This is a genomic window from Sphingomonas sp. (assembly GCF_036731925.1).
Lineage (GTDB): Bacteria > Pseudomonadota > Alphaproteobacteria > Sphingomonadales > Sphingomonadaceae > Sphingomonas.
Genome location: NZ_DAINDJ010000001.1, coordinates 1,523,548 through 1,541,721, shown reverse-complemented (window position 1 = coordinate 1,541,721; position 18,174 = coordinate 1,523,548). Strand labels below are relative to the sequence as shown.

Here is an 18,174-nt window from a genome sequence, read left to right as displayed (position 1 = left end):
TCCGTGCCCCGGGGTCTGGTGCGGCCGAAAGGGCAGGGTGCGGTGGGCGTTAAGCTGGCCTCCGCGTCGGGTGGCGGAACCCCGCCGCCCCGCCACGTCGCGATCATCATGGACGGAAACGGCCGCTGGGCAAAAAAGCGGCTGTTGCCGCGCGTCGCCGGCCACCGCCAGGGCGTGGAGGCCGTTCGCCGCGTAGCGCGGGCTGCCCGCACGCTCGGGATCGAGGTCCTGACGCTCTACGCCTTCTCGTCCGAAAACTGGCGGCGACCCGAGGAGGAAGTCGGCGCGCTGATGGGGCTGCTGCGGCAATTCCTGGAGCGCGAACTGGACGAGATCGTTGCCGACGGCGTCAAGCTGCGTGTGATCGGTGATTGGCGGCAGCTCTCGCCCGATCTGGTGGCGATGATCGATGCCGCGATCGCGCGGACGGCGGCCAACGCCGGCCCGACCCTGGTGTTGGCGCTGAACTACGGCGCGCAGGCGGAACTGCTTGCGGCCGCCCGCAGCCTGGCCGAACAAGCGCGCGACGGCACGCTGGATCCTTCCTCGATCGATGAGGCGCGGTTCGAGAGTGAACTGGAAACGGCAGGGCTGCCGCCGCTGGACCTCATGATCCGCACCTCAGGCGAGCAGCGTCTTTCCAATTTCCTCCTGTGGCAGGCAGCCTATGCCGAGCTGCTGTTCGTCGACACGCTGTGGCCTGACTTTGACGAGCGCGCGCTGGCCGACGCACTGGCGCAGTTCGGGCGGCGCCAGCGGCGCTTTGGAGGCCTGTGAGCAAGAATTCTGATCTCCCCAAGCGCGTCGTCGTCGGGCTTGCGCTGGTCGGGCTCGCGCTCGCCGCGCTCTGGGCGGGCGGCTGGGGCTTCTGGCTGGTCATCACGGTGATGGCCGTGCTGATGGTCGGCGAATGGGCGCTGCTCGCGGGTGACACCGCCAAGCGGCGGCTCACCCAATATGTGATGATGGTGCCGCTCGCGATCCTCAGCCCCGGGGCTGCGGGGCCGGGGTTCCTGGCACTGGGCCTGGTGTTCGGCGCATTCTTCTTCGTCGCGGCCGTGACGCGGAATGCGAAGCTGGCGGCAGGGCAGGTCTATGTCGGGTTGCCGGTACTGGCCCTGCTGCTGCTCCGCGACCATCCGCAGGGCTTCGCCGCGACGCTCTGGACGATGGCGATTGTCTGGGTTTGCGACAGCGGCGCCTATTTCGCGGGGCGCACGATCGGGGGACCGAAGCTTGCGCCCGCCATCAGCCCGAACAAGACCTGGGCCGGTCTGATCGGCGGCCTTGTTGCGGCGATCCTCTTCTCCGCCGCCTTTGTCGCCGTTGCGCCGGGCACCGCGATCGGCTGGTGGCTGGTGGCGGTTTCGCCGCTGGTCGCGTTCGCTTCGCAAGTCGGCGACCTGTACGAGAGCCACCTAAAGCGCGTCGCAGGCGTAAAGGATTCGAGCAACCTGCTGCCCGGCCATGGCGGCATTCTCGATCGCCTCGACGGGCTGGTCTTCGCCGCCCCGGTTGCGGCCCTGTTTTTTGCGATCCATCATCAGGTGGTTGTGGGAGGATACTGGTGGTGAAGCGCGTTACGGTGTTGGGGGCGACCGGCTCGGTCGGCACCTCGACGCTCGACCTGATCGAACGAAATCCCCACGCCTTCGAAGTCGTGGCGCTGACCGCCAATTGCGACGTCGAGAAGCTGGCCGCAGCCGCCATCCGCACCCGCGCGCGCTGCGCCGTCGTCGCCGACGAGATCTGCCTGCCGGCGCTGCAGGAACGGCTGGCCGGCACCGGCGTCGAGGCGATGGGCGGTGCGCATTCGGTGTGCGACGTCGCGCGGATGGGCGCCGACTGGACCATGGCCGCGATCGTCGGCAGCGCCGGGCTGAAGCCCGTGATGGCGGCGCTGGAAGCCGGCGGCACGGTGGCGCTGGCCAACAAGGAGTCCCTGGTCTCCGCAGGCGAGGTGATGATGGCGGCGGCTCGCGCCCATGGTGCGACGCTGCTGCCGGTCGACTCGGAGCACAATGCCGTGTTCCAGTGCCTCGATCGCACCGCGCCGAAAGGCGTGCGTCGCATCATCCTCACGGCGAGCGGCGGCCCGTTCCGTTCTACCCCGAAGGATGCCATGCGCGAGATCACGCCGGCCCAGGCGGTAGCGCATCCCAACTGGTCAATGGGCGCCAAGATCTCGGTCGATTCGGCGACGATGATGAACAAGGGGCTCGAGCTGATCGAGGCCTTCCATCTGTTCCCCGTCGCCGCCGAGCAGCTGGCGGTGCTGGTCCACCGCCAGTCGGTCGTCCACTCCATGGTCGAATATGTCGATGGTTCGGTGCTGGCGCAGCTCGGCACGCCCGACATGCGCACGCCGATCGCCTATGCGCTCGCTTGGCCGGAACGGATGGAGACGCCGTGCCCGCCGCTCGACCTCGCCGCGGTGGGCAAGCTCGAGTTCGAAAATCCGGACCTCGATCGCTTCCCGGCACTGGCGCTGGCAATGGATGCGCTGAAGGCAGGGGGCGCACGACCGGCGATCCTCAACGCCGCCAATGAAGTCGCGGTCGCGGCCTTTCTTGCCGGCCGGATCGGATTTCTTGAAATTGCCGCAATCTCTGCCGATACGCTGTCTCGCTATGACCCGGCCGCTCCGGAAACGCTCGATGCCGTGCTGGCGATCGACGAGGAAGCGCGGCTTTATGCGGCTGAGCGAGTGAAGGACTGCGTCGCTTGATCCAATCCCCCGGCATCCTGCTCACCATTCTGGCGTTCGCGCTGGTGATCGGGCCGCTCGTGTTCCTGCACGAGCTGGGACATTATCTGGCCGGCCGCCTCTTCGGGGTGAAGGCCGAGGAGTTCTCCATCGGCTTCGGCCGCGAGATCGCCGGGATCACCGATCGCCGCGGTACGCGCTGGAAGTTCAGCCTGCTGCCGCTGGGCGGCTATGTCCGCTTCGCCGGCGACATGAACCCCGCCAGCCAGCCGTCGCCCGAGTGGCTGCAGCTGCCGGCGAGCGAACGCGCCAAGACCTTCCAGTCGAAGCCCTTGTGGCAGCGCGCGATCATCGTCGCGGCGGGACCGATCATGAACTTCCTGGTCGCGATCGTCATTCTCTCGGCCTTCGCCTTCATGTTCGGCGAGAACCGCACGCCGTCCGTGGTGGGCAAGGTCCTCCAGGGCAGCGCCGCCGCACAGGCCGGCCTGCAACCCGGCGATCGCATCACCGGGCTCGGCGGCCGCCCGGTCGAGACCTATGCCGACATGGTCCAGTTCACCCAGCTGCGGCCGAACGAGCCGGTTCGAATCGATTACGTGCGCGCTGGCGCAGAGCGCAGCGTCGACGCTGTCATCGGCACCCGCCGCGAGCGCGACCGGTTCGGCAACGAGTACCGCATCGGCCAGCTCGGTATCGGCGCGGCAGGTTCGACCCAGGTGCCGGTCGGCCTTCTCGAAGCGCCGCTGGTGGGCCTGCGCACGACCGCGGACATCGTTCGCATGACGATCGACGGTCTGGGCCAGATCATCACCAGTCGCCGCTCGGTTTCCGAGCTAGGTGGACCACTCAAGATCGCGCAGGTCTCCGGCGAGCGGCTTTCCATGGGGCCGATCGAGTTCGCGTTCCTGATTGCGCTCGTCTCCATTAATCTGGGATTCATCAACCTGTTGCCAGTTCCGGTACTGGATGGTGGTCATCTCTTGTTCTACGCCGTTGAGGCGGTCCGCCGGCGTCCGGTGGAGCCGCAGGTGATGGAATGGGCGTTCCGGGGCGGCATGCTCGCGATCCTCGCGCTGATGCTGTTCGTGACGCTCAACGATCTGGGCGCATTCGGTGTGTGGAGACATCTGGCCGGCTTGATCGGTTGAGGGGGTTCGTGCAGGGCGGCAATGTGCCGCGCGCGTTCCGGCAATATTTGGATTCCGACTGGGGTGGGATGGTGACTGCGATCAAGGCAAGCAATTTGGGCGCGCGGGCGACGGCTACGCTGTTGGCAGGGACGATCCTGTCGGGCGTGGTAGCGCCGGCGGAGGCGCAGACCGCGGCGAAGTCCGCGGCGCCTGCGGCCGCCCAGCCCCAGGCGACTGCGCCTGCGGCCGCGCCGGCGGTGGTGCGGACGATCAAGTCGCTGCGGGTGGAAGGCTCGCAGCGCATCGAGCCGGAGACGGTGCTCAGCTACACGCGTCTGCGCGCGGGCGACAGCTACAGCAACGAAACGGTCGACCAGGCGATCAAGGACCTGCTCGCCTCCGAACTGCTCGCCGACGTGACCATTGAGGGCGTGGAGACGGGCAACCTGATCATCCGCATCCGCGAAAACCCGGTGATCAACCGCGTGGTCTTTGAAGGCAACAAGCGGCTGAAGCAGGACAAGATCGACAAGGAGATCAAGCTCAAGCCGCGCCAGATCTTCACGCGCACTGCAGTCCGTGCGGACATTGCGCGGATCATCGAGCTGTATCGCCGCCAGGGCCGCTTCGCAGCGCGCGTCGAGCCGAAGATGGTCAGCCTCGACCAGAATCGCGTCGACGTGATCTTCGAAATCCACGAGGGCGCCAAGTCCAAGGTCCGCCAGATCAACATCATCGGCAACGAGGTGTTTTCGGACAAGAAGCTGCGTGCGCAAATGGCGACCAAGGTCTCCAGCCTCTCGCACTTGCTCAGCTCGAACACGTCGTACGATCAGGACCGGCTTGCCTATGACCAGCAGAAGCTGCGCCAATATTATCTGACGGAGGGCTATGCCGATTTCCGCGTGATCTCGGCCGTGGCCGAGCTGACGCCGGACAAGAAGGACTTCATCATCACGTACGTGGTGGAAGAAGGCCCCCGTTACAAATTCGGTCCGGTCAGCGTCGACAGCGCGATCCGCGACTTCGACGACAAGAAGCTCGCCGCCGCGCTGCCGATCAAGGAAGGCCAGTGGTATAACGCCAAGGCCGTCGAAGACACGGTGGAGCAGCTGAGCGAGACCGCCGGCCTGTTCGGCTACGCCTTTGCCGACGTTCGCCCCGACTTCCAGCGCAACAAGGATGCGCTGACGATGTCGATGAACTTCCACATCGGCGAAGCGAACCGTACCTATATCGAGCGTGTCGACATCACCGGCAATCGCCAGACGCAGGACAAGGTGATCCGCCGCGAAATGCGCGTGGCGGAAGGCGATGCGTTCAACACCTTCCTGGTCAAGCGTTCGCAGGATCGCATCAACAGCCTCGGCTACTTCCAGGACAAGTTCGAGATCGAGCGCAAGGAAGGCTCGGCACCGGACCGGATCGTGCTCGGCGCGAATGTCGAGGAAAAGCCCAACGGCGAACTGACGCTGTCGGCCGGTTTCTCGAGCCTGGAGCGCTTCATCCTCCAGGCATCGATCCGCCAGCGCAACTTCCGCGGCATGGGCCAGACGGCAAGCATCTCGGCGGATTATTCGAGCTATTCGAAGTCGGTCGAACTGGGCTTTACCGAGCCTTACCTGTTTGACAGCAACATCGCCCTCGGCGCGACGATCTTCCGCCGCGACTATAACAGCTTCAGCTACGGCCTGAACAATTCGCGCAACACGACCTATCAACAGGTCTCGACCGGCTTCCAGCTGGTGGCGGGCCTTCCGCTCACCGAATACTGGACGCTGTCCGCACGCTACTATCTGTCGAAGGACAATGTCACGCTCGACCAGAGCCAGTTCTACACGGACGGCAAGTGCGATCCGTTCCTCGCCGGCCGCTATTACTGTGAAGCGGTGGGTAACCGCCTGACCTCGCTGGTCGGCATGTCGCTGATCTACGACAGCCTCAATAGCCGCCTGCGCCCGACGCGCGGCCAGCGTGTGTCGCTCGGCTTGGACGTTGCGGGTCTTGGCGGCGATGTGCGGTATGTCCGCGGCAAGATCGATGGCGCAAAATATTGGGGCCTCGGCAGCGGCTTCGTCTTCTCGGTCACCGGCGAAGGCGGCGTGATCAAGAGCCTGGACGGCAGCGAAGTACGGATCACCGACCGCTTCTACCTGGGCGAGCCGCAGTTCCGCGGCTTCGACATCCGCGGTGTCGGTCCGCGCGTGCAGCGCTATCAATATACTGGCGATCCCGCCACGGGCACCCAGGCGCTCCTGACGGATCGCGATCAGATCATCGACGACGCGCTGGGCGGCAAGGCCTATTATCTGACCAAGGCCGAACTCGAACTGCCGCTCGGTTCGGGTGCAGCCGAGCTGGGGCTGCGGCCCTCGGTCTATGTGCAGATGGGCTCGCTCTTCTCGATCCGTCGCCCGCAGACGAACAACTATTTCCCCGCCTATATCGATCCGGCAACCGGCTTGCCGGCGATCAACAAGGATGGGTCGCCGGCGGTGACGCAGCGTCCGTTGAACGACAATGCGGGCAACGCACTGTATACGGTGACTACGGGGACCTTCCAGGGCAGCTACACGACCTGCACCATCGGCTATGCAGCCGCGGCGGGGCAGCCTTGCGTCGGTACTTCGATCAACACGCGCGCGCTCAACTCGTCGCCGCTGTTCTACGAACAGTATCGCGGCAGCACCGCCTCGCCGCGCATCTCGGTGGGTGTCGGCGTCAACTGGAATTCGCCTTTCGGCCCGCTGCGTATCGACCTTGCAAAGGCGCTCGTCAGCCAGCCCGGGGACGACAAGAAGCTCATTACTTTCAACGTAGGGACTCAGTTCTAATGATGAAGAACCGTGTATTCGCGGCGGCGCTTGCCGCCTCCGCGGCGATGACCGTCGCAGCGCCGGCCTCGGCGCAGGTCGCCGGCATCGCCACGATCAACACGATCGAGGCGATCACCCGCGCCAAGGCGTTCACCACTGCCGAGACGCAGCTGGACACCACCTTCAAGCCGGTCCGCGACCAGATCCAGGCCCGGCAGACCAAGTTTCAGGCCGACGCCCGCCCGCTGATCAGCACGATCGACACGAACAAGGACGGCCAGGTTTCGGAAGCCGAAGAGCAGGCCGCTGCCGCGCGCAAGGATCCGAACTACACCCAGCTCATGACCCTGCAGAACCAGGCGAACGAGGAAATCCAGAAGCTGCAGATGCCGTCGATCCTGGCGGAGCTGTTCGCGTTCGAGAAGATCCTCGCGCTCTATGACGCGGCGCAGATCTCGGTCGTCAACGCGCGCAAGGTCAACGTGATCCTGACGCCGGAAGCGATCGTCTACGCCCCCGACGCGGTGGACATCACCGACGCCGTCGTCGCCGAGCTCGACAAGACCCCGACGGTTGCGATCACGCCGCCGGCAAACTGGCAGCCGCAGCAGCGCACCGTGCAGTTCCAGCAGCAGGTGAACGAGCTGAAGCGCCGCGCCTATCAGCTGGCAGCTGCCCGCGCGCAGCAGCAGCAGCAGCAGGGCACCGCCGCCGCTCCGGGCGCGGCTGCTCCGGCAGGTCGTCCGGCCGCTGCGGGCACCAAGCCGGCCAAGCCCGAACCGCGGTGAGCGGGGGCGAGCAGGGGGGCAGCAACATCGGTCCGCTCGATATCGGGCGGGTGATGGCGGCGCTGCCCCACCGCTTTCCGATGCTGCTGGTCGATCGGGTCGAGGAGCTGATCCTCGACCAGTCGATCGTGGCGGTGAAGGCGGTGACGATCAACGAGTCGTTCTTCCAGGGCCACTTCCCCGGCCGGCCGATCATGCCGGGCGTGCTCACCGTCGAGGCGCTCGCCCAGGCGGCGGGCGTGTTGGCGGTCGAGTCGCTCGGGCTCGCCGGCTCGGGCAAGCTGGTCTACTTCATGGCGATCGACAACGTGAAGTTCCGCAAGCCGGTGGAGCCGGGCGTGCTGCTCAAGCTCCATGTCACGTTCGTGCAGAAGCGTTCGCGCGTCTGCAAGTTCGCGGGCAAGGCGCTGATCGACGGCGAACTGGCGGCGGAATGCGAATTCACCGCGATGATCGCCGATCCGCCCAGCGCCTGACGCGGCAGCCTGAACGGGCAGGGGCCGGACCATGGACGCACTGACCTGGTTCGGCCTGTTCGCGGTGACCGCGATGCTGGTCACCTATGCGCTGGAATCGCGCTCGACCTGGTGGGTGCTCGGCTTTGCCGGCGCCTGCCTGCTCGGTTCGGCCTATGGCTTCCTGCAAGGGGCCTGGCCGTTCGGGCTGGTCGAGGCGATCTGGTCTCTGGTCGCGCTGCGGCGCTGGTGGGGAATGCACGCCGCCGTCTCGCAATAAGGTTGCGCCGATGCCGATGCTTTGCTAGGCGCGCGCGTCCGCTGCCGGTCGGAAACCGGCGGCTTTTCTCAAGGAATTCGATGTGAAGCAGAACACCCACCCCGATTATCACATGATCAAGGTGCAGATGACCGACGGCACCGTGTACGAGACGCGCTCCACCTGGGGCAAGGAAGGCGATCTCATGCAGCTCGAGATCGATCCGCTCGCGCACCCGGCCTGGACCGGCGGTCGCGGTCAGCTGCTCGACCAGGGTGGCCAGGTTGCGCGCTTCAACAAGCGCTTCGGCGGCCTCACGCTCGGCAAGAAGTAAGCCGCGCGCCGGGCGGCAGCGCCCGGTTCAACGCTTTGGGAAGGGCTCCCGCGCACATTGGTGCGTCGGGAGCCTTTTTGCGTGCGGCTGCAGAGCAAAGGCGATTGCGTGCGGGCGGGCCTGCAGCTGCCCGCGGAGCGCTGTCGCGCCTGGCGTGGCAATGCGCCGATCCTGCGGAGCGCTCCGAGAGAGGGTGCATGGCCATTCTGTCCGTCCTCTGCATTGCCCGTCCTCCCCAGGGGGTGGGAGGTATGGACGCACTGGCGTTGATGGTCGCGGGAAGCTTCTGGGTGGTGATCACAGCCGCTTCGGGGGTGATCTCAATCAGCCTCGCGCGCATTCGATAGTGGCAGCGCATTCCGTGGGACGGAAGGCAGATCACACCAGGCCCTTTTAAGTGATGGCGGAGAGAGTGGGATTCGAACCCACGGTGAGCTTGCACCCACGGCGGTTTTCAAGACCGCTGCCTTAAACCACTCGGCCATCTCTCCGCGCCGTGCCAGCGCCTAGTCCCAGTTTGCGCCGGGATCAATCCACCCCCTGCAGGACGGCTTCGTTGCGAGCGTCACGATCGATTCGATCGGGTCAAAGCGACAAAGATCGTAAACGCACCGTTCTGCCCTGTTCCGCCACGGGACATGGTCCCCGTTCGGGACCAGCGACGTGTTGAAGCCACCGCCTGCATGCGTAGTTCGGAAGAGGCTTACAGCAATCGTTCGACACCAGCGAAACAGAGGGTTCATGATCAACAAGCTTCTTCCGGCACTCGGCGCCGTCGCCGCCGTCGTTTCTTTCTCGGCTCCGGCGCAGGCCGCCCCGGTGATCACCACCAACTACAACGCATCGGACATGAACATCGTGCTCGGTACGGATGGCACCTACTCGGCGAACTTCGGCAAGTCGGGCATCGCGAAGGGCACGTTCGAGCACGTCTACTCCTTCACGCTGCCGGGCTACCTCACGGGCAGCGCTTCGGTCAGCACCAGCGCAGTGAAGCTGAAGCCGGCGACGGATCTCGATCTCATTTCGGTCTTCTTCAACGGCGTCGAACTGACCGGCACCAAGGGTGCGCTTAATGAGTCGGTCTTCGTGAACGACGTTCCGATGATTGCCGGCAAGGCGAACACCCTCGTAATCAAGGGCATGTCGCGTGGCGCGGGTTCGTACGGTGCCCAGGCAACCTTCGCCCCGGTTCCGGAGCCCGCCAGCTGGGCGATGATGATCGGCGGCTTCGCGTTCGTCGGCGGTGCGCTGCGTCGTCGCAACACCGCGCGCGTCGCGTTCGCCTGAACCCGGTTTCTCGCACCCCCGGGTGCGCTGGATCGAAGGACACCGGTCGCGGCTCGCGGCCGGTGTTTTTCTTTTGGTCGCCGCGCGGGGCGGTTTTCGTCGCGTTGGAGCGGCGCGCGGGCTTTCTGTCCGCGCGCTGCTGTGCAACAGCCCGGCCATGTCGCGTTTTCGCTCGTCTCTCGCCGGGGTTGCCGGTCTTGCCCTTGCCCTTGTCCTGCCGACCCGCCCCGCGCTGGCGCAGGACGAAGCCGGCTTCCAGCGCTATCTGCCGACGCTTGCGGCGCAGGCCGCCGCCGCCGGGGTCAGCCGCCGCACCATCGATGCGGTGATCCCCGCGCTCACCTACAATGCCCGCGTGATCGAGCTGGACCGCCAGCAGCCGGAGAGCAGCCCCAACGCGCCGATCCCCGCCTTCGCACCGTACAAGGCCCGTCATGTCGACGCCGATCGCATTATCCGGGGCCGGGCCGCCTATCTGCGGGCGCGGGGGCGGCTGTCCGCAATCGAGCGCGAGACGGGCGTGCCCGAATCAATAATGGTGGCGATCTGGGGACACGAGACCAGCTATGGCCGTGTGATGGGCGGCTTCGACCTGCCGCGCGCCCTGGCAAGCCTCGCCTATGAAGGACGTCGCCGCACGCTGTTCACCGATGAGTTCATCGCGACGCTCAAGATGATCGACCGCGGCGTGCCGCGCGAGAAGCTGGTCGGCAGCTGGGCGGGTGCGTTCGGCGGCCCCCAGTTCCTGCCGAGCGTCTATCTCCGGCTCGCGCGCGACGGCGATGGCGATGGCGTGGCAGACATCTGGAACAGCGACGCCGACACCCTGGCATCGATTGGCAATTACTTCGTCGACGCCGGGTGGCGGGCGGGGGTGCCCTGGGGCTTTGCGGTTTCGGTGCCGGCGTCCTTGGACCGTCGCCTGATCGCCAGCCGCACCACCAGCCCGCGCTGTTCGCGCGTTCATGGCCGCCAGAGCCAATGGAAGACCATGGCGGAGTGGCGGTCGCTCGGCGTGGTGCCGCAAGCGCGCGCCTGGCCCGGTGACGATGTGCTGGCGACGTTGCTCGAGCCGGATGGGCAGGGGGCGACAGCCTATCTGCTCACTGGCAATTACCGAGTGATCCTCGATTACAATTGCTCGAATTTTTACGCTTTGTCGGTAGGCCTGCTGGCCGATGCCGTGGAACGCTAGAACGATCATCCTCGCCTTTGTGCTGCTGGCCCCAGTCGACGCTGCGCATGCACAGGACACGCAAAGACCGCTGGAGGCGACTGCACCGCAGTCCCAGCCGGGAGAGGGGCGCTATGACGCCGTCGGCTATGCGACAGTGCAGCCGATCGGCGCCGCCGCACTGGCGGTGAGTGCAAGCCTGCCGCCCGAAAGCTATGCCGAGGTGACGGCCCTCGACAGCGGGCGCACGATCCTTGTTCGCATCCAGTCTACCGCGGAAACGCCGGGCTTCCTCGCCGCCTTGTCCGAGGGCGCCGCACGGCAGCTCGGCGCCGGCACCGGCGCGCCGATCGCAGTCCGCATTCGCGCAGTGCGGCCATCGAGCGAGGATCAGGCGGCGCTGCGCAGCGCCGGTGCGGCCCAGCTGCGCATCGATTCGCCGCCGGCCCTGGTGCGGGCGCTGCGCCTGCAGCTGCCGCCCCGGCCGAAGGATGAACCGCTCCCGCCGCCACCTGCGCAGTCGGATCCGATTGTCGACGTGATTCCGCACCCGGTCTTTACGCCAACGCCCGCAAAGGCGGCCGCAGCGCACGGAAAGCCCGTTCAGGGCCGCTATCTGGTGCAGGTGGCCGCACTTTCTTCGCCGAAGCGCGCGACTGCGCTTGCCCAAAAGCTAAAGGGCTTCGTAAAGGCAGGGGGCGGGCTCTACCGCGTCCAGCTCGGCCCCTTCGCGACGGAGGCGGCGGCGGAGCGGGCGCGGGTGGAGGCTGTTCGGGCCGGTTTCGGAGATGCGCGCCGCACCTCGGTCCGATAAAGGGTTAATTTTCGCGTTCTGGACCGATCATCATGAAGAAGCTCGCCGCTATTTCGTTCCTGGCGCTTGCCATCGCCGCGCCGCTGCAGGCCGCTGGCCCGGATTTCCCGACGCCCGCACCGATCGCCTACATGGAAGACATGTCTTCGGGCGCGGTGCTGTTCGCCAAGGACGCCGACCGCCGCATGCCGCCGGCCTCGATGGCCAAGATGATGACGGTCTATGTCGCCTTCGACCTGATCAAGAAGGGCGAGCTCAAGCTCGACCAGAAGATCGAGGTGCGCCCTGAGACCTGGAAGAAGTGGCACTCGCAGGGCTCGACCATGTTCCTCGGCGTCGGCGAGCAGCCGACGGTGGCGGACCTGCTGAAGGGCATCGTCACCCTGTCCGGCAACGACGCCTGCGTCGTGCTGGCGGAGGGGATCGCCGGCACCGAGGAGGGGTTCGTCAATCTGATGAACGATCGGGCCAAGAAGATCGGCCTGTCGAACAGCCATTTCGGCACGTCGAACGGCTGGCCCGATGAGGGGCGGACCTATGTGACCGCGCGCGATCTGGCGCATCTTGCGGCCGCGACGATCCGCGACTTCCCCGATCTCTACAAGTCCTTCTATTCGCTGCCGAGCTTTACCTGGGGCAAGACGCTGGGCGCAGGCGCCGCGATCGAGCAGGGCAACCGCGATCCGCTGCTCGGCAAGGTACCCGGCGCCGACGGCCTCAAGACCGGTCACACCGAGGAGGCCGGCTATGGCTTCACCGGTTCGGCCGAGCAGAATGGCCGCCGCTTGGTGATGGTCCTCGCCGGGGTCAGCAGCTACAGCGCCCGCGCCGACGAATCCGTGCGCTTCATGCGCTGGGGCTTCGCCGCCTGGAGCACCAAGCCCGTGGTGAAGAAGGACCGCACCGTCGGCACCGTCGACGTGCAGGGCGGCACTGCCAACAAGGTGGCCGTCGTCGCGCCGCGCGACCTCAACATCACGCTGCCCTCCGGCCTGAGCCCGAAGCTTGCCGGCAAGATCGTCTATCAGGGCCCGGTCAAGGCAGGCTTCAAGAAGGGCGACCATATCGCCGACCTGATCATCGAAGGCGAAGGCATGCCGCAGCAGGTGCTGCCGCTGGTCGCCGCGGAGGATGTCGGCCAGGCCGGTTTCTTCGGTCGCGCCTGGGCGGGGCTGATGTCGCTGCTGCACCTGGCCTGACCGACTTGACTCCCGCCCTGATCGGCAACAGCCAAGCCCGCGACGCGCTCGCCGCCGCCATGGCGATCGGTGCGTTGCACCATGCCTGGCTGATCGCCGGTCCGGAGGGCGTGGGGAAGGGGGCGTTCGCCCGCATCGCCGCCGCGAGGATGCTGGCGGAGGCGTCCGAGCCCGATCGGCTGATGCCCGGCTGGGACGTGCCGGAGACGACCCGCACCGCCAGCCTGATCGCGGCAGGTAGCCACCCCGACTTCAAGATCCTCGCCCGGCTGCCCAAGGATGCGGACAAGCCGGACGAGGCGCTCGCCCGCTCGATCACCATCGCGCAGGTGCGCAGCCTGCAGCCGCTGTTTGCGACCAAGCCGTCGCTGGGGCCCCGCCGGGTGGTGATCATCGACGCGATCGACGATCTCGAACGCGCCGGTGCCAATGCGCTGCTCAAGAACCTGGAGGAGCCGCCGGCGGGCACCATCTTCCTGCTGGTGAGCCACGCGCCGGGCCGGCTGCTGCCGACGATCCGCTCGCGCTGCCGGCTGCTCCGGTTTGAGCCGCTGAGCGATGCCGAGACGACGACGGTGCTCCGCCGCCGGATCCCGGAGGCGAGCGAGATCGAGATCGCTGCGCTGGTCGAAGCCGCCGAAGGTTCGCCGGGCCGCGCGATGCGCTTCGCCGGGCTGGACCTGTCGGCGCTGGAAGCAGACATGGCGCACCTCGCCGACTATGGCGATCCGGACAATGCCGTGCGCATGCGCCTCGGCCGCCAGCTCGGCGCCAAAGCCGCGCAGCCGCGCTACGAGGCGTTCCTGGAGCGCACCCCCAGCTTCATCGCCACACGCGCCAAGCGGCTGGAAGGCGAGGCGCTGCGCACCGCGCTCGACGCCTATGCGGCTGCCCGCGAACTGGCCGGCGCTGCACTGGGACTGTCGCTCGACGCTACCGCCACCGTGTTCGAAATGAGCGGCATCCTCGCCCGGCTCGCCCGGCGCTGAAGAATGGCAACCGCTTTTAGCCAAAGAACCCCGTCATCCCCGCGGAGGCGGGGATCCATTCGCGCTGCAGGTGCGGCTCTTTCCCCAAGCGTTCAGGCCGATGGATTCCCGCCTTCGCGGGGATGACGATGGGTGTGGGGGGCGCCAGCATCCCCATTGACCCTCCGCGTGCTGAGGGTACAGGTTGCCCGTTGCTGCGCCGCATCCTAAAGCGGCGGGCATGGCTGACCCCTTCTACATCACCACCGCGATCCACTATCCCAACGGCAAGCCGCATATCGGCCATGCCTATGAGATGATCGCCGCCGACGCGATCGCGCGCTTCCAGCGCCAACAGGGTCGCGACGTGTTCTTCCAGACCGGCACCGACGAGCATGGCCTCAAGATGGTGCAGACCGCCCGCGCGCGCGACATGACCGCGCGCGAGCTCGCCGACGAAATGTCGAACCATTTCCGTGTGATGGCGGAGAAACTCGATATCTCGTGCGATCGTTTCATCCGCACCTCGGAAGCCGATCACTACCGCGCCAGCCAAGCGATCTGGGAGAAGATGGCGGCAAAGGGCGACCTGTATCTCGATCGCTACGAGGGCTGGTATTCGGTCCGCGACGAGGCGTTCTACGAGGAGAAGGAGCTGGTCGAAGGGGAAGGGGGCCAGAAGCTCTCCCCCCAGGGCACGCCGGTGGAATGGACCAAGGAGGAAACCTGGTTCTTCCGCCTTTCCAAATACCAGCAGCCGCTGCTCGATTTCTACGCCGCCAACCCGGACTTCATCCGCCCGGAATCGCGCCGCAACGAGGTGCTGCGCTTCGTCGAGGGCGGGCTGGTCGATCTCTCGGTCAGCCGCACCAGCTTCGACTGGGGCGTGCCGGTGCCGGGTTCGCCCGGGCACGTCATGTATGTGTGGGTCGACGCGCTGACCAACTATCTCACCGGCGCCGGCTATCCCGACGATGCCGAGCGGCTGGCGCGCTACTGGCCGGCCGATCTGCACCTGATCGGCAAGGACATCGTCCGCTTCCACACGGTGTACTGGCCGGCCTTCCTGATGTCTGCCGACATCGCGCTGCCGAAGCAGGTCTTCGGCCACGGCTTCCTGCTCAACCGCGGCGAAAAGATGTCGAAGTCGGTCGGCAATGTCGTCGATCCGATGGAACTGGCCGAGACCTACGGTGTCGACGCGCTGCGCTACTTCCTGATGCGCGACGTGAGCTTCGGCCAGGACGGCACGTTCAGCGACGAGGCGATCGTCACCCGCGCCAATGCCGATCTGTCGAACAGCTTCGGCAACCTGGCGCAGCGCACGCTGAGCTTCATCGCCAAGAATTGCGAAGGTGCGGTGCAGGCCGGTCGCGCCGAGGACGCGGACGCGGTGCTGCTGACCGAGGTCGATACCGCCTGCGCCGCCTTCACCCGCGCGTTCCAGGATCTGGCGCTGAGCCAAGGTGTCGAGGCCTGGATGACCGGCGTGTTCGCCTGCAACCAGTATATCGATGCGCAGGCCCCGTGGACGCTCCGCAAGACCGATCCGGAGCGGATGCACGCGGTGCTCGGCACGCTTCTCAAGGCGATCCGTCGCCTGGGCATCACCATCGAACCCGTGGTGCCGACCTCTGCGGCAAAGCTGCTCGCGCAACTGGGCCCGGAAGGCGACGCGGACTTCAAGATCGCCCCGCCGACCCCCATTTTCCCGAGACTTGAACTGCAAATTTCCGAGGACGCATGAAGCTCGCCGACAGCCATTGCCACCTGATCTACAAGGGTCTGGGCGAACAGCAGCCGGAGGTGCTGGCCCGCGCCCGCGAGGCCGGCGTGGTGGCGATGCTCAATATCTCGACGCGCGAGAATGAGTGGGACCAGGTGATCGCCGTCGCCGAGCGCGAGGCGGATGTGTGGGCGAGCGTGGGCATCCACCCGCATGAGGCGGACACCCACCCGCATGTCGACACCGCCAAGCTGGTCGAACGCGCGCAGCACCCGCGCGTGGTCGGCATCGGCGAGAGCGGGCTCGACTATTATTACGACCATAGCGACCGTGACCGCCAACAGGCGAGCTTCCGCGCGCACCTCGCGGCCGCCCGCGAGACCCAGCTGCCGATCATCGTCCACACTCGCGACGCCGAGGAGGACACCGCCGAGATCCTGCGCGAGGAAATGGGGAAGGGGGCCTTCCCCGGCGTGATCCACTGTTTCACCGCCAGCCGCGCCTTTGGCGAGATTGCGTTGGAACTCGGCTTCTACATATCGATTTCCGGTATCGTGACGTTCAAGAACGCCAAGGACCTGCAGGAAACCGCCGCCGCGCTGCCGCTGGACCGGCTGCTGATCGAAACCGACGCGCCGTTCCTCGCGCCCGTGCCGCATCGGGGCAAGACCGGTGAGCCGGCCTTCGTGGCGGACACCTGCACGTTCCTCGCTCAGCTGCGCGGCGAGGATCCCGCGGTGCTCGCCGAGGCTACCCGCGCCAATTTCCACTCGCTGTTCGCCAAGACGCTGGCGTGACCGGGCAGGGGAGCCGCCACCTGTGCTGAGCATCCGGATCCTCGGATCGGGTACCTCCTCGGGCGTTCCCCGCATCGGCCCCGATTGGGGCGCCTGCGATCCGGGTGAACCACGCAACCGTCGCACGCGCTCTTCGGTGCTGGTGCGCAGCGCCACGACGTCGATCCTGGTCGATACCAGCCCGGACATGCGCGAGCAGTTGATCGCGGCGCGGGTGGCCGATGTCGACGCCGTCCTGTGGACGCATGATCACGCTGACCATTGCCATGGCATGGACGACTTGCGCCAGGTGATGCACGCCCGGGGCGGCACCCCGGTGCGCGGCATGGCGCGGCCTTTTACCTTCGAACAGTTCGGCAAGCGCTTTCCCTATATCTTTGAGGGAAGGGGTAAATACTACCCCCCGGTGGTAGCGCTGGAGACCATGCCGGACGCTTTCCAGGTCGGGGACATTGCCGTCCGGGTGATCGATCAGCCACATGGCGGGATCACCTCTGCCGGATTGCGGTTTGAATGTGGTGGCAAGGTAATTGGCTATGCCACTGATTTTCATGAGATGACGGCGGAAATGCGGGGGCTCTACACCGGGCTTGACCTGTGGATTGTCGACGCCCTGCGCCGCGCGCCGCACCCGACGCATCCGCATCTGGGAGAAGTGCTGCGCTGGATCGAGGACCTGACGCCGGGCCGTTCCGCGCTGGTTCATATGGATCACTCCATGGACTATGCAACGCTCGTCGCGGAACTGCCCGCCGGTGTCGAGCCGGGCTATGACGGGCTGGAGTTGCGCGCGTGAACGGGTTCGACGGCGTGAACATGGTGTGGCTCGTCGGCGGCTTGGTGCTGGTGGTCAGCGCCTTGTCGGTCCGGCGGATCGGCCTGGGAGTCTTCGTACGGACGCTGCTCGGATGGGTGGCCATCGTGCTGCTGGTGCTGCTTGCAGTCGGCCACCGGTATGAACTGGCGGCAGCCTGGTCGTCACTGAGCGCGAAGCTCGGCATCGAAGATCAGCGGGTCGAAGGCGACACCGTGCGGATCCGGATGAGCCCGGATGGACATTTCTGGGCGCGCGTAACCCTGAACGGCGTGGAGCGCCGGATGCTGATCGACAGCGGCGCGACAATCACCGCGATTTCCGAGCGGACCGCCAAGGAAGCAGAGATCCAGGCGGCGGACGGATTGCCGGCGATCATCGAGACCGCCAACGGCAGTGTTGCCGCGCGCCGGGGCCGGATCGGCACGGTGTCGCTCGGGCCGCTCACGATGCGTGACGTTGGCGTGGTGGTATCGCAGAATTTCGGCGAGTTGGACGTCCTGGGCATGAACTTTCTGTCGCGGCTGCACAGCTGGCGGGTCGAGGGCAATGTGCTCGTTCTGGAACCAAAGGCGCCGGCAGCGACTAAGTAGCGCGTCCGGGGGTATGAGCCACGACCAAGGCTGCGCGCATTTTACATAATACATATTATCGGCTCGAGTGAAGCCGATAGGGTGTAAGCGCAACGTGGAAATCGGACACCTTCGCTAAAGCGTTTTCGAGCCCCCTACTTCAGCGAAACCGAAGACCGACCGGAGGGGGCTTTGCACCCAGAAGATTAAGCGTGTCGCGCCACGTCAGCGAGCGACCTGCTCGGGGACGGCCCATCCGTCGCATCGACGTTTGGCTTCAATGTCGAAGGGCTAGCGGAAAAGATCGATGCAAGTTGCACAGCCCCGC

At 66.2% G+C, this 18,174-nt stretch carries 18 protein-coding genes and 1 tRNA gene; 18 read left to right on the top strand and 1 reads right to left on the bottom strand.

Going from position 1 to position 18,174, the window contains the following annotated elements; translation table 11 throughout:
- The first annotated feature begins 54 nt into the window (after positions 1 to 54).
- The 9 genes from V7E00_RS07610 to rpmE all read left to right on the top strand — a co-directional run bounded on the left by V7E00_RS07610 (position 55) and on the right by rpmE (position 8,492).
- On the top strand, positions 55 to 777 hold the full coding sequence (locus tag V7E00_RS07610; protein ID WP_443019176.1) for an isoprenyl transferase: 723 nt from the start codon (positions 55 to 57) through the stop codon (positions 775 to 777).
- Positions 774 to 1,574: a phosphatidate cytidylyltransferase gene (locus V7E00_RS07605; RefSeq protein ID WP_333572029.1), complete on the top strand. Its 801-nt coding sequence runs from the start codon at positions 774 to 776 to the stop codon at positions 1,572 to 1,574. The genes V7E00_RS07610 and V7E00_RS07605 overlap by 4 nt, the downstream gene beginning before the upstream one ends.
- Positions 1,571 to 2,728, top strand: a complete 1,158-nt coding sequence (locus V7E00_RS07600; RefSeq protein WP_333572028.1) for a 1-deoxy-D-xylulose-5-phosphate reductoisomerase — start codon at positions 1,571 to 1,573, stop codon at positions 2,726 to 2,728. The genes V7E00_RS07605 and V7E00_RS07600 overlap by 4 nt, the downstream gene beginning before the upstream one ends.
- Positions 2,725 to 3,858: a M50 family metallopeptidase gene (locus V7E00_RS07595; protein ID WP_333572027.1), complete on the top strand. Its 1,134-nt coding sequence runs from the start codon at positions 2,725 to 2,727 to the stop codon at positions 3,856 to 3,858. Before V7E00_RS07600 ends, V7E00_RS07595 begins: the two co-directional genes overlap by 4 nt.
- Before the next feature lie 68 nt (positions 3,859 to 3,926).
- On the top strand, positions 3,927 to 6,674 hold the full coding sequence (gene bamA, locus V7E00_RS07590; RefSeq protein ID WP_333572401.1) for an outer membrane protein assembly factor BamA: 2,748 nt from the start codon (positions 3,927 to 3,929) through the stop codon (positions 6,672 to 6,674).
- Positions 6,674 to 7,444, top strand: a complete 771-nt coding sequence (locus V7E00_RS07585; RefSeq protein WP_333572026.1) for an OmpH family outer membrane protein — start codon at positions 6,674 to 6,676, stop codon at positions 7,442 to 7,444. Before bamA ends, V7E00_RS07585 begins: the two co-directional genes overlap by 1 nt.
- On the top strand, positions 7,441 to 7,920 hold the full coding sequence (gene fabZ, locus V7E00_RS07580) for a 3-hydroxyacyl-ACP dehydratase FabZ (RefSeq protein WP_333572025.1): 480 nt from the start codon (positions 7,441 to 7,443) through the stop codon (positions 7,918 to 7,920). Before V7E00_RS07585 ends, fabZ begins: the two co-directional genes overlap by 4 nt.
- 31 nt (positions 7,921 to 7,951) lie before the next feature.
- Entirely contained in the window at positions 7,952 to 8,179 is a 228-nt protein-coding gene (locus tag V7E00_RS07575; protein WP_333572024.1) for a hypothetical protein, read from the top strand.
- 82 nt (positions 8,180 to 8,261) lie between these two features.
- A complete protein-coding gene (gene rpmE / locus V7E00_RS07570) occupies positions 8,262 to 8,492 on the top strand; it encodes a 50S ribosomal protein L31 (protein ID WP_064313046.1) in 231 nt (76 codons plus the stop codon).
- 401 nt (positions 8,493 to 8,893) lie between these two features.
- Here the strand turns inward: rpmE and V7E00_RS07565 are convergent.
- Positions 8,894 to 8,983 (bottom strand) — tRNA-Ser (locus V7E00_RS07565).
- Between the two features lie 250 nt (positions 8,984 to 9,233).
- On the opposite strand from V7E00_RS07565, the gene V7E00_RS07560 reads away from it, so the two are divergent.
- The 9 genes from V7E00_RS07560 (at position 9,234) to V7E00_RS07520 (ending at position 17,867) form a co-directional block, all read left to right on the top strand.
- The gene (locus tag V7E00_RS07560; protein WP_333572023.1) at positions 9,234 to 9,782 is read left to right on the top strand and encodes an FxDxF family PEP-CTERM protein; all 549 of its coding nucleotides are present in this window, start codon (positions 9,234 to 9,236) and stop codon (positions 9,780 to 9,782) included.
- A 157-nt stretch (positions 9,783 to 9,939) separates the two neighbouring features.
- The gene (locus V7E00_RS07555; RefSeq protein WP_333572022.1) at positions 9,940 to 10,977 is read left to right on the top strand and encodes a lytic murein transglycosylase; all 1,038 of its coding nucleotides are present in this window, start codon (positions 9,940 to 9,942) and stop codon (positions 10,975 to 10,977) included.
- Entirely contained in the window at positions 10,961 to 11,770 is an 810-nt protein-coding gene (locus tag V7E00_RS07550) for an SPOR domain-containing protein (RefSeq protein WP_333572021.1), read from the top strand. Before V7E00_RS07555 ends, V7E00_RS07550 begins: the two co-directional genes overlap by 17 nt.
- A gap of 32 nt (positions 11,771 to 11,802) precedes the next feature.
- Positions 11,803 to 12,969 (top strand): D-alanyl-D-alanine carboxypeptidase family protein, encoded by a 1,167-nt coding sequence (locus tag V7E00_RS07545; protein WP_333572020.1) that lies wholly within the window; start codon positions 11,803 to 11,805, stop codon positions 12,967 to 12,969.
- Positions 12,970 to 12,974: 5 nt separating this feature from the next.
- Entirely contained in the window at positions 12,975 to 13,958 is a 984-nt protein-coding gene (locus V7E00_RS07540; protein ID WP_333572019.1) for an AAA family ATPase, read from the top strand.
- Positions 13,959 to 14,178: 220 nt separating this feature from the next.
- Positions 14,179 to 15,684, top strand: coding sequence for a methionine--tRNA ligase (gene metG, locus V7E00_RS07535; protein WP_333572018.1), 1,506 nt, complete (start codon positions 14,179 to 14,181; stop codon positions 15,682 to 15,684).
- Positions 15,681 to 16,460 carry a TatD family hydrolase gene (locus V7E00_RS07530; RefSeq protein WP_333572017.1) on the top strand — a complete coding sequence of 260 codons (780 nt, stop codon included), beginning with the start codon at positions 15,681 to 15,683 and terminating at the stop codon, positions 16,458 to 16,460. The genes metG and V7E00_RS07530 overlap by 4 nt, the downstream gene beginning before the upstream one ends.
- Before the next feature lie 25 nt (positions 16,461 to 16,485).
- A complete protein-coding gene (locus tag V7E00_RS07525; protein WP_333572400.1) occupies positions 16,486 to 17,256 on the top strand; it encodes an MBL fold metallo-hydrolase in 771 nt (256 codons plus the stop codon).
- The gene (locus V7E00_RS07520; RefSeq protein ID WP_333572016.1) at positions 17,253 to 17,867 is read left to right on the top strand and encodes a retropepsin-like aspartic protease family protein; all 615 of its coding nucleotides are present in this window, start codon (positions 17,253 to 17,255) and stop codon (positions 17,865 to 17,867) included. The genes V7E00_RS07525 and V7E00_RS07520 overlap by 4 nt, the downstream gene beginning before the upstream one ends.
- Positions 17,868 to 18,174: the final 307 nt, after the last annotated feature.

Excerpts from the sequence above, each read along its gene's own strand:
- bamA (WP_333572401.1), top strand. The coding sequence starts at position 3,927 with ATGGTGACTGCGATCAAGGCAAGCAATTTGGGCGCGCGGGCGACGGCT.
- V7E00_RS07585 (WP_333572026.1), top strand. The coding sequence starts at position 6,674 with ATGATGAAGAACCGTGTATTCGCGGCGGCGCTTGCCGCCTCCGCGGCG.
- V7E00_RS07575 (WP_333572024.1), top strand. The coding sequence starts at position 7,952 with ATGGACGCACTGACCTGGTTCGGCCTGTTCGCGGTGACCGCGATGCTG.
- V7E00_RS07560 (WP_333572023.1), top strand. The coding sequence starts at position 9,234 with ATGATCAACAAGCTTCTTCCGGCACTCGGCGCCGTCGCCGCCGTCGTT.
- V7E00_RS07555 (WP_333572022.1), top strand. The coding sequence starts at position 9,940 with ATGTCGCGTTTTCGCTCGTCTCTCGCCGGGGTTGCCGGTCTTGCCCTT.
- V7E00_RS07550 (WP_333572021.1), top strand. The coding sequence starts at position 10,961 with ATGCCGTGGAACGCTAGAACGATCATCCTCGCCTTTGTGCTGCTGGCC.
- V7E00_RS07545 (WP_333572020.1), top strand. The coding sequence starts at position 11,803 with ATGAAGAAGCTCGCCGCTATTTCGTTCCTGGCGCTTGCCATCGCCGCG.
- metG (WP_333572018.1), top strand. The coding sequence starts at position 14,179 with ATGGCTGACCCCTTCTACATCACCACCGCGATCCACTATCCCAACGGC.
- V7E00_RS07530 (WP_333572017.1), top strand. The coding sequence starts at position 15,681 with ATGAAGCTCGCCGACAGCCATTGCCACCTGATCTACAAGGGTCTGGGC.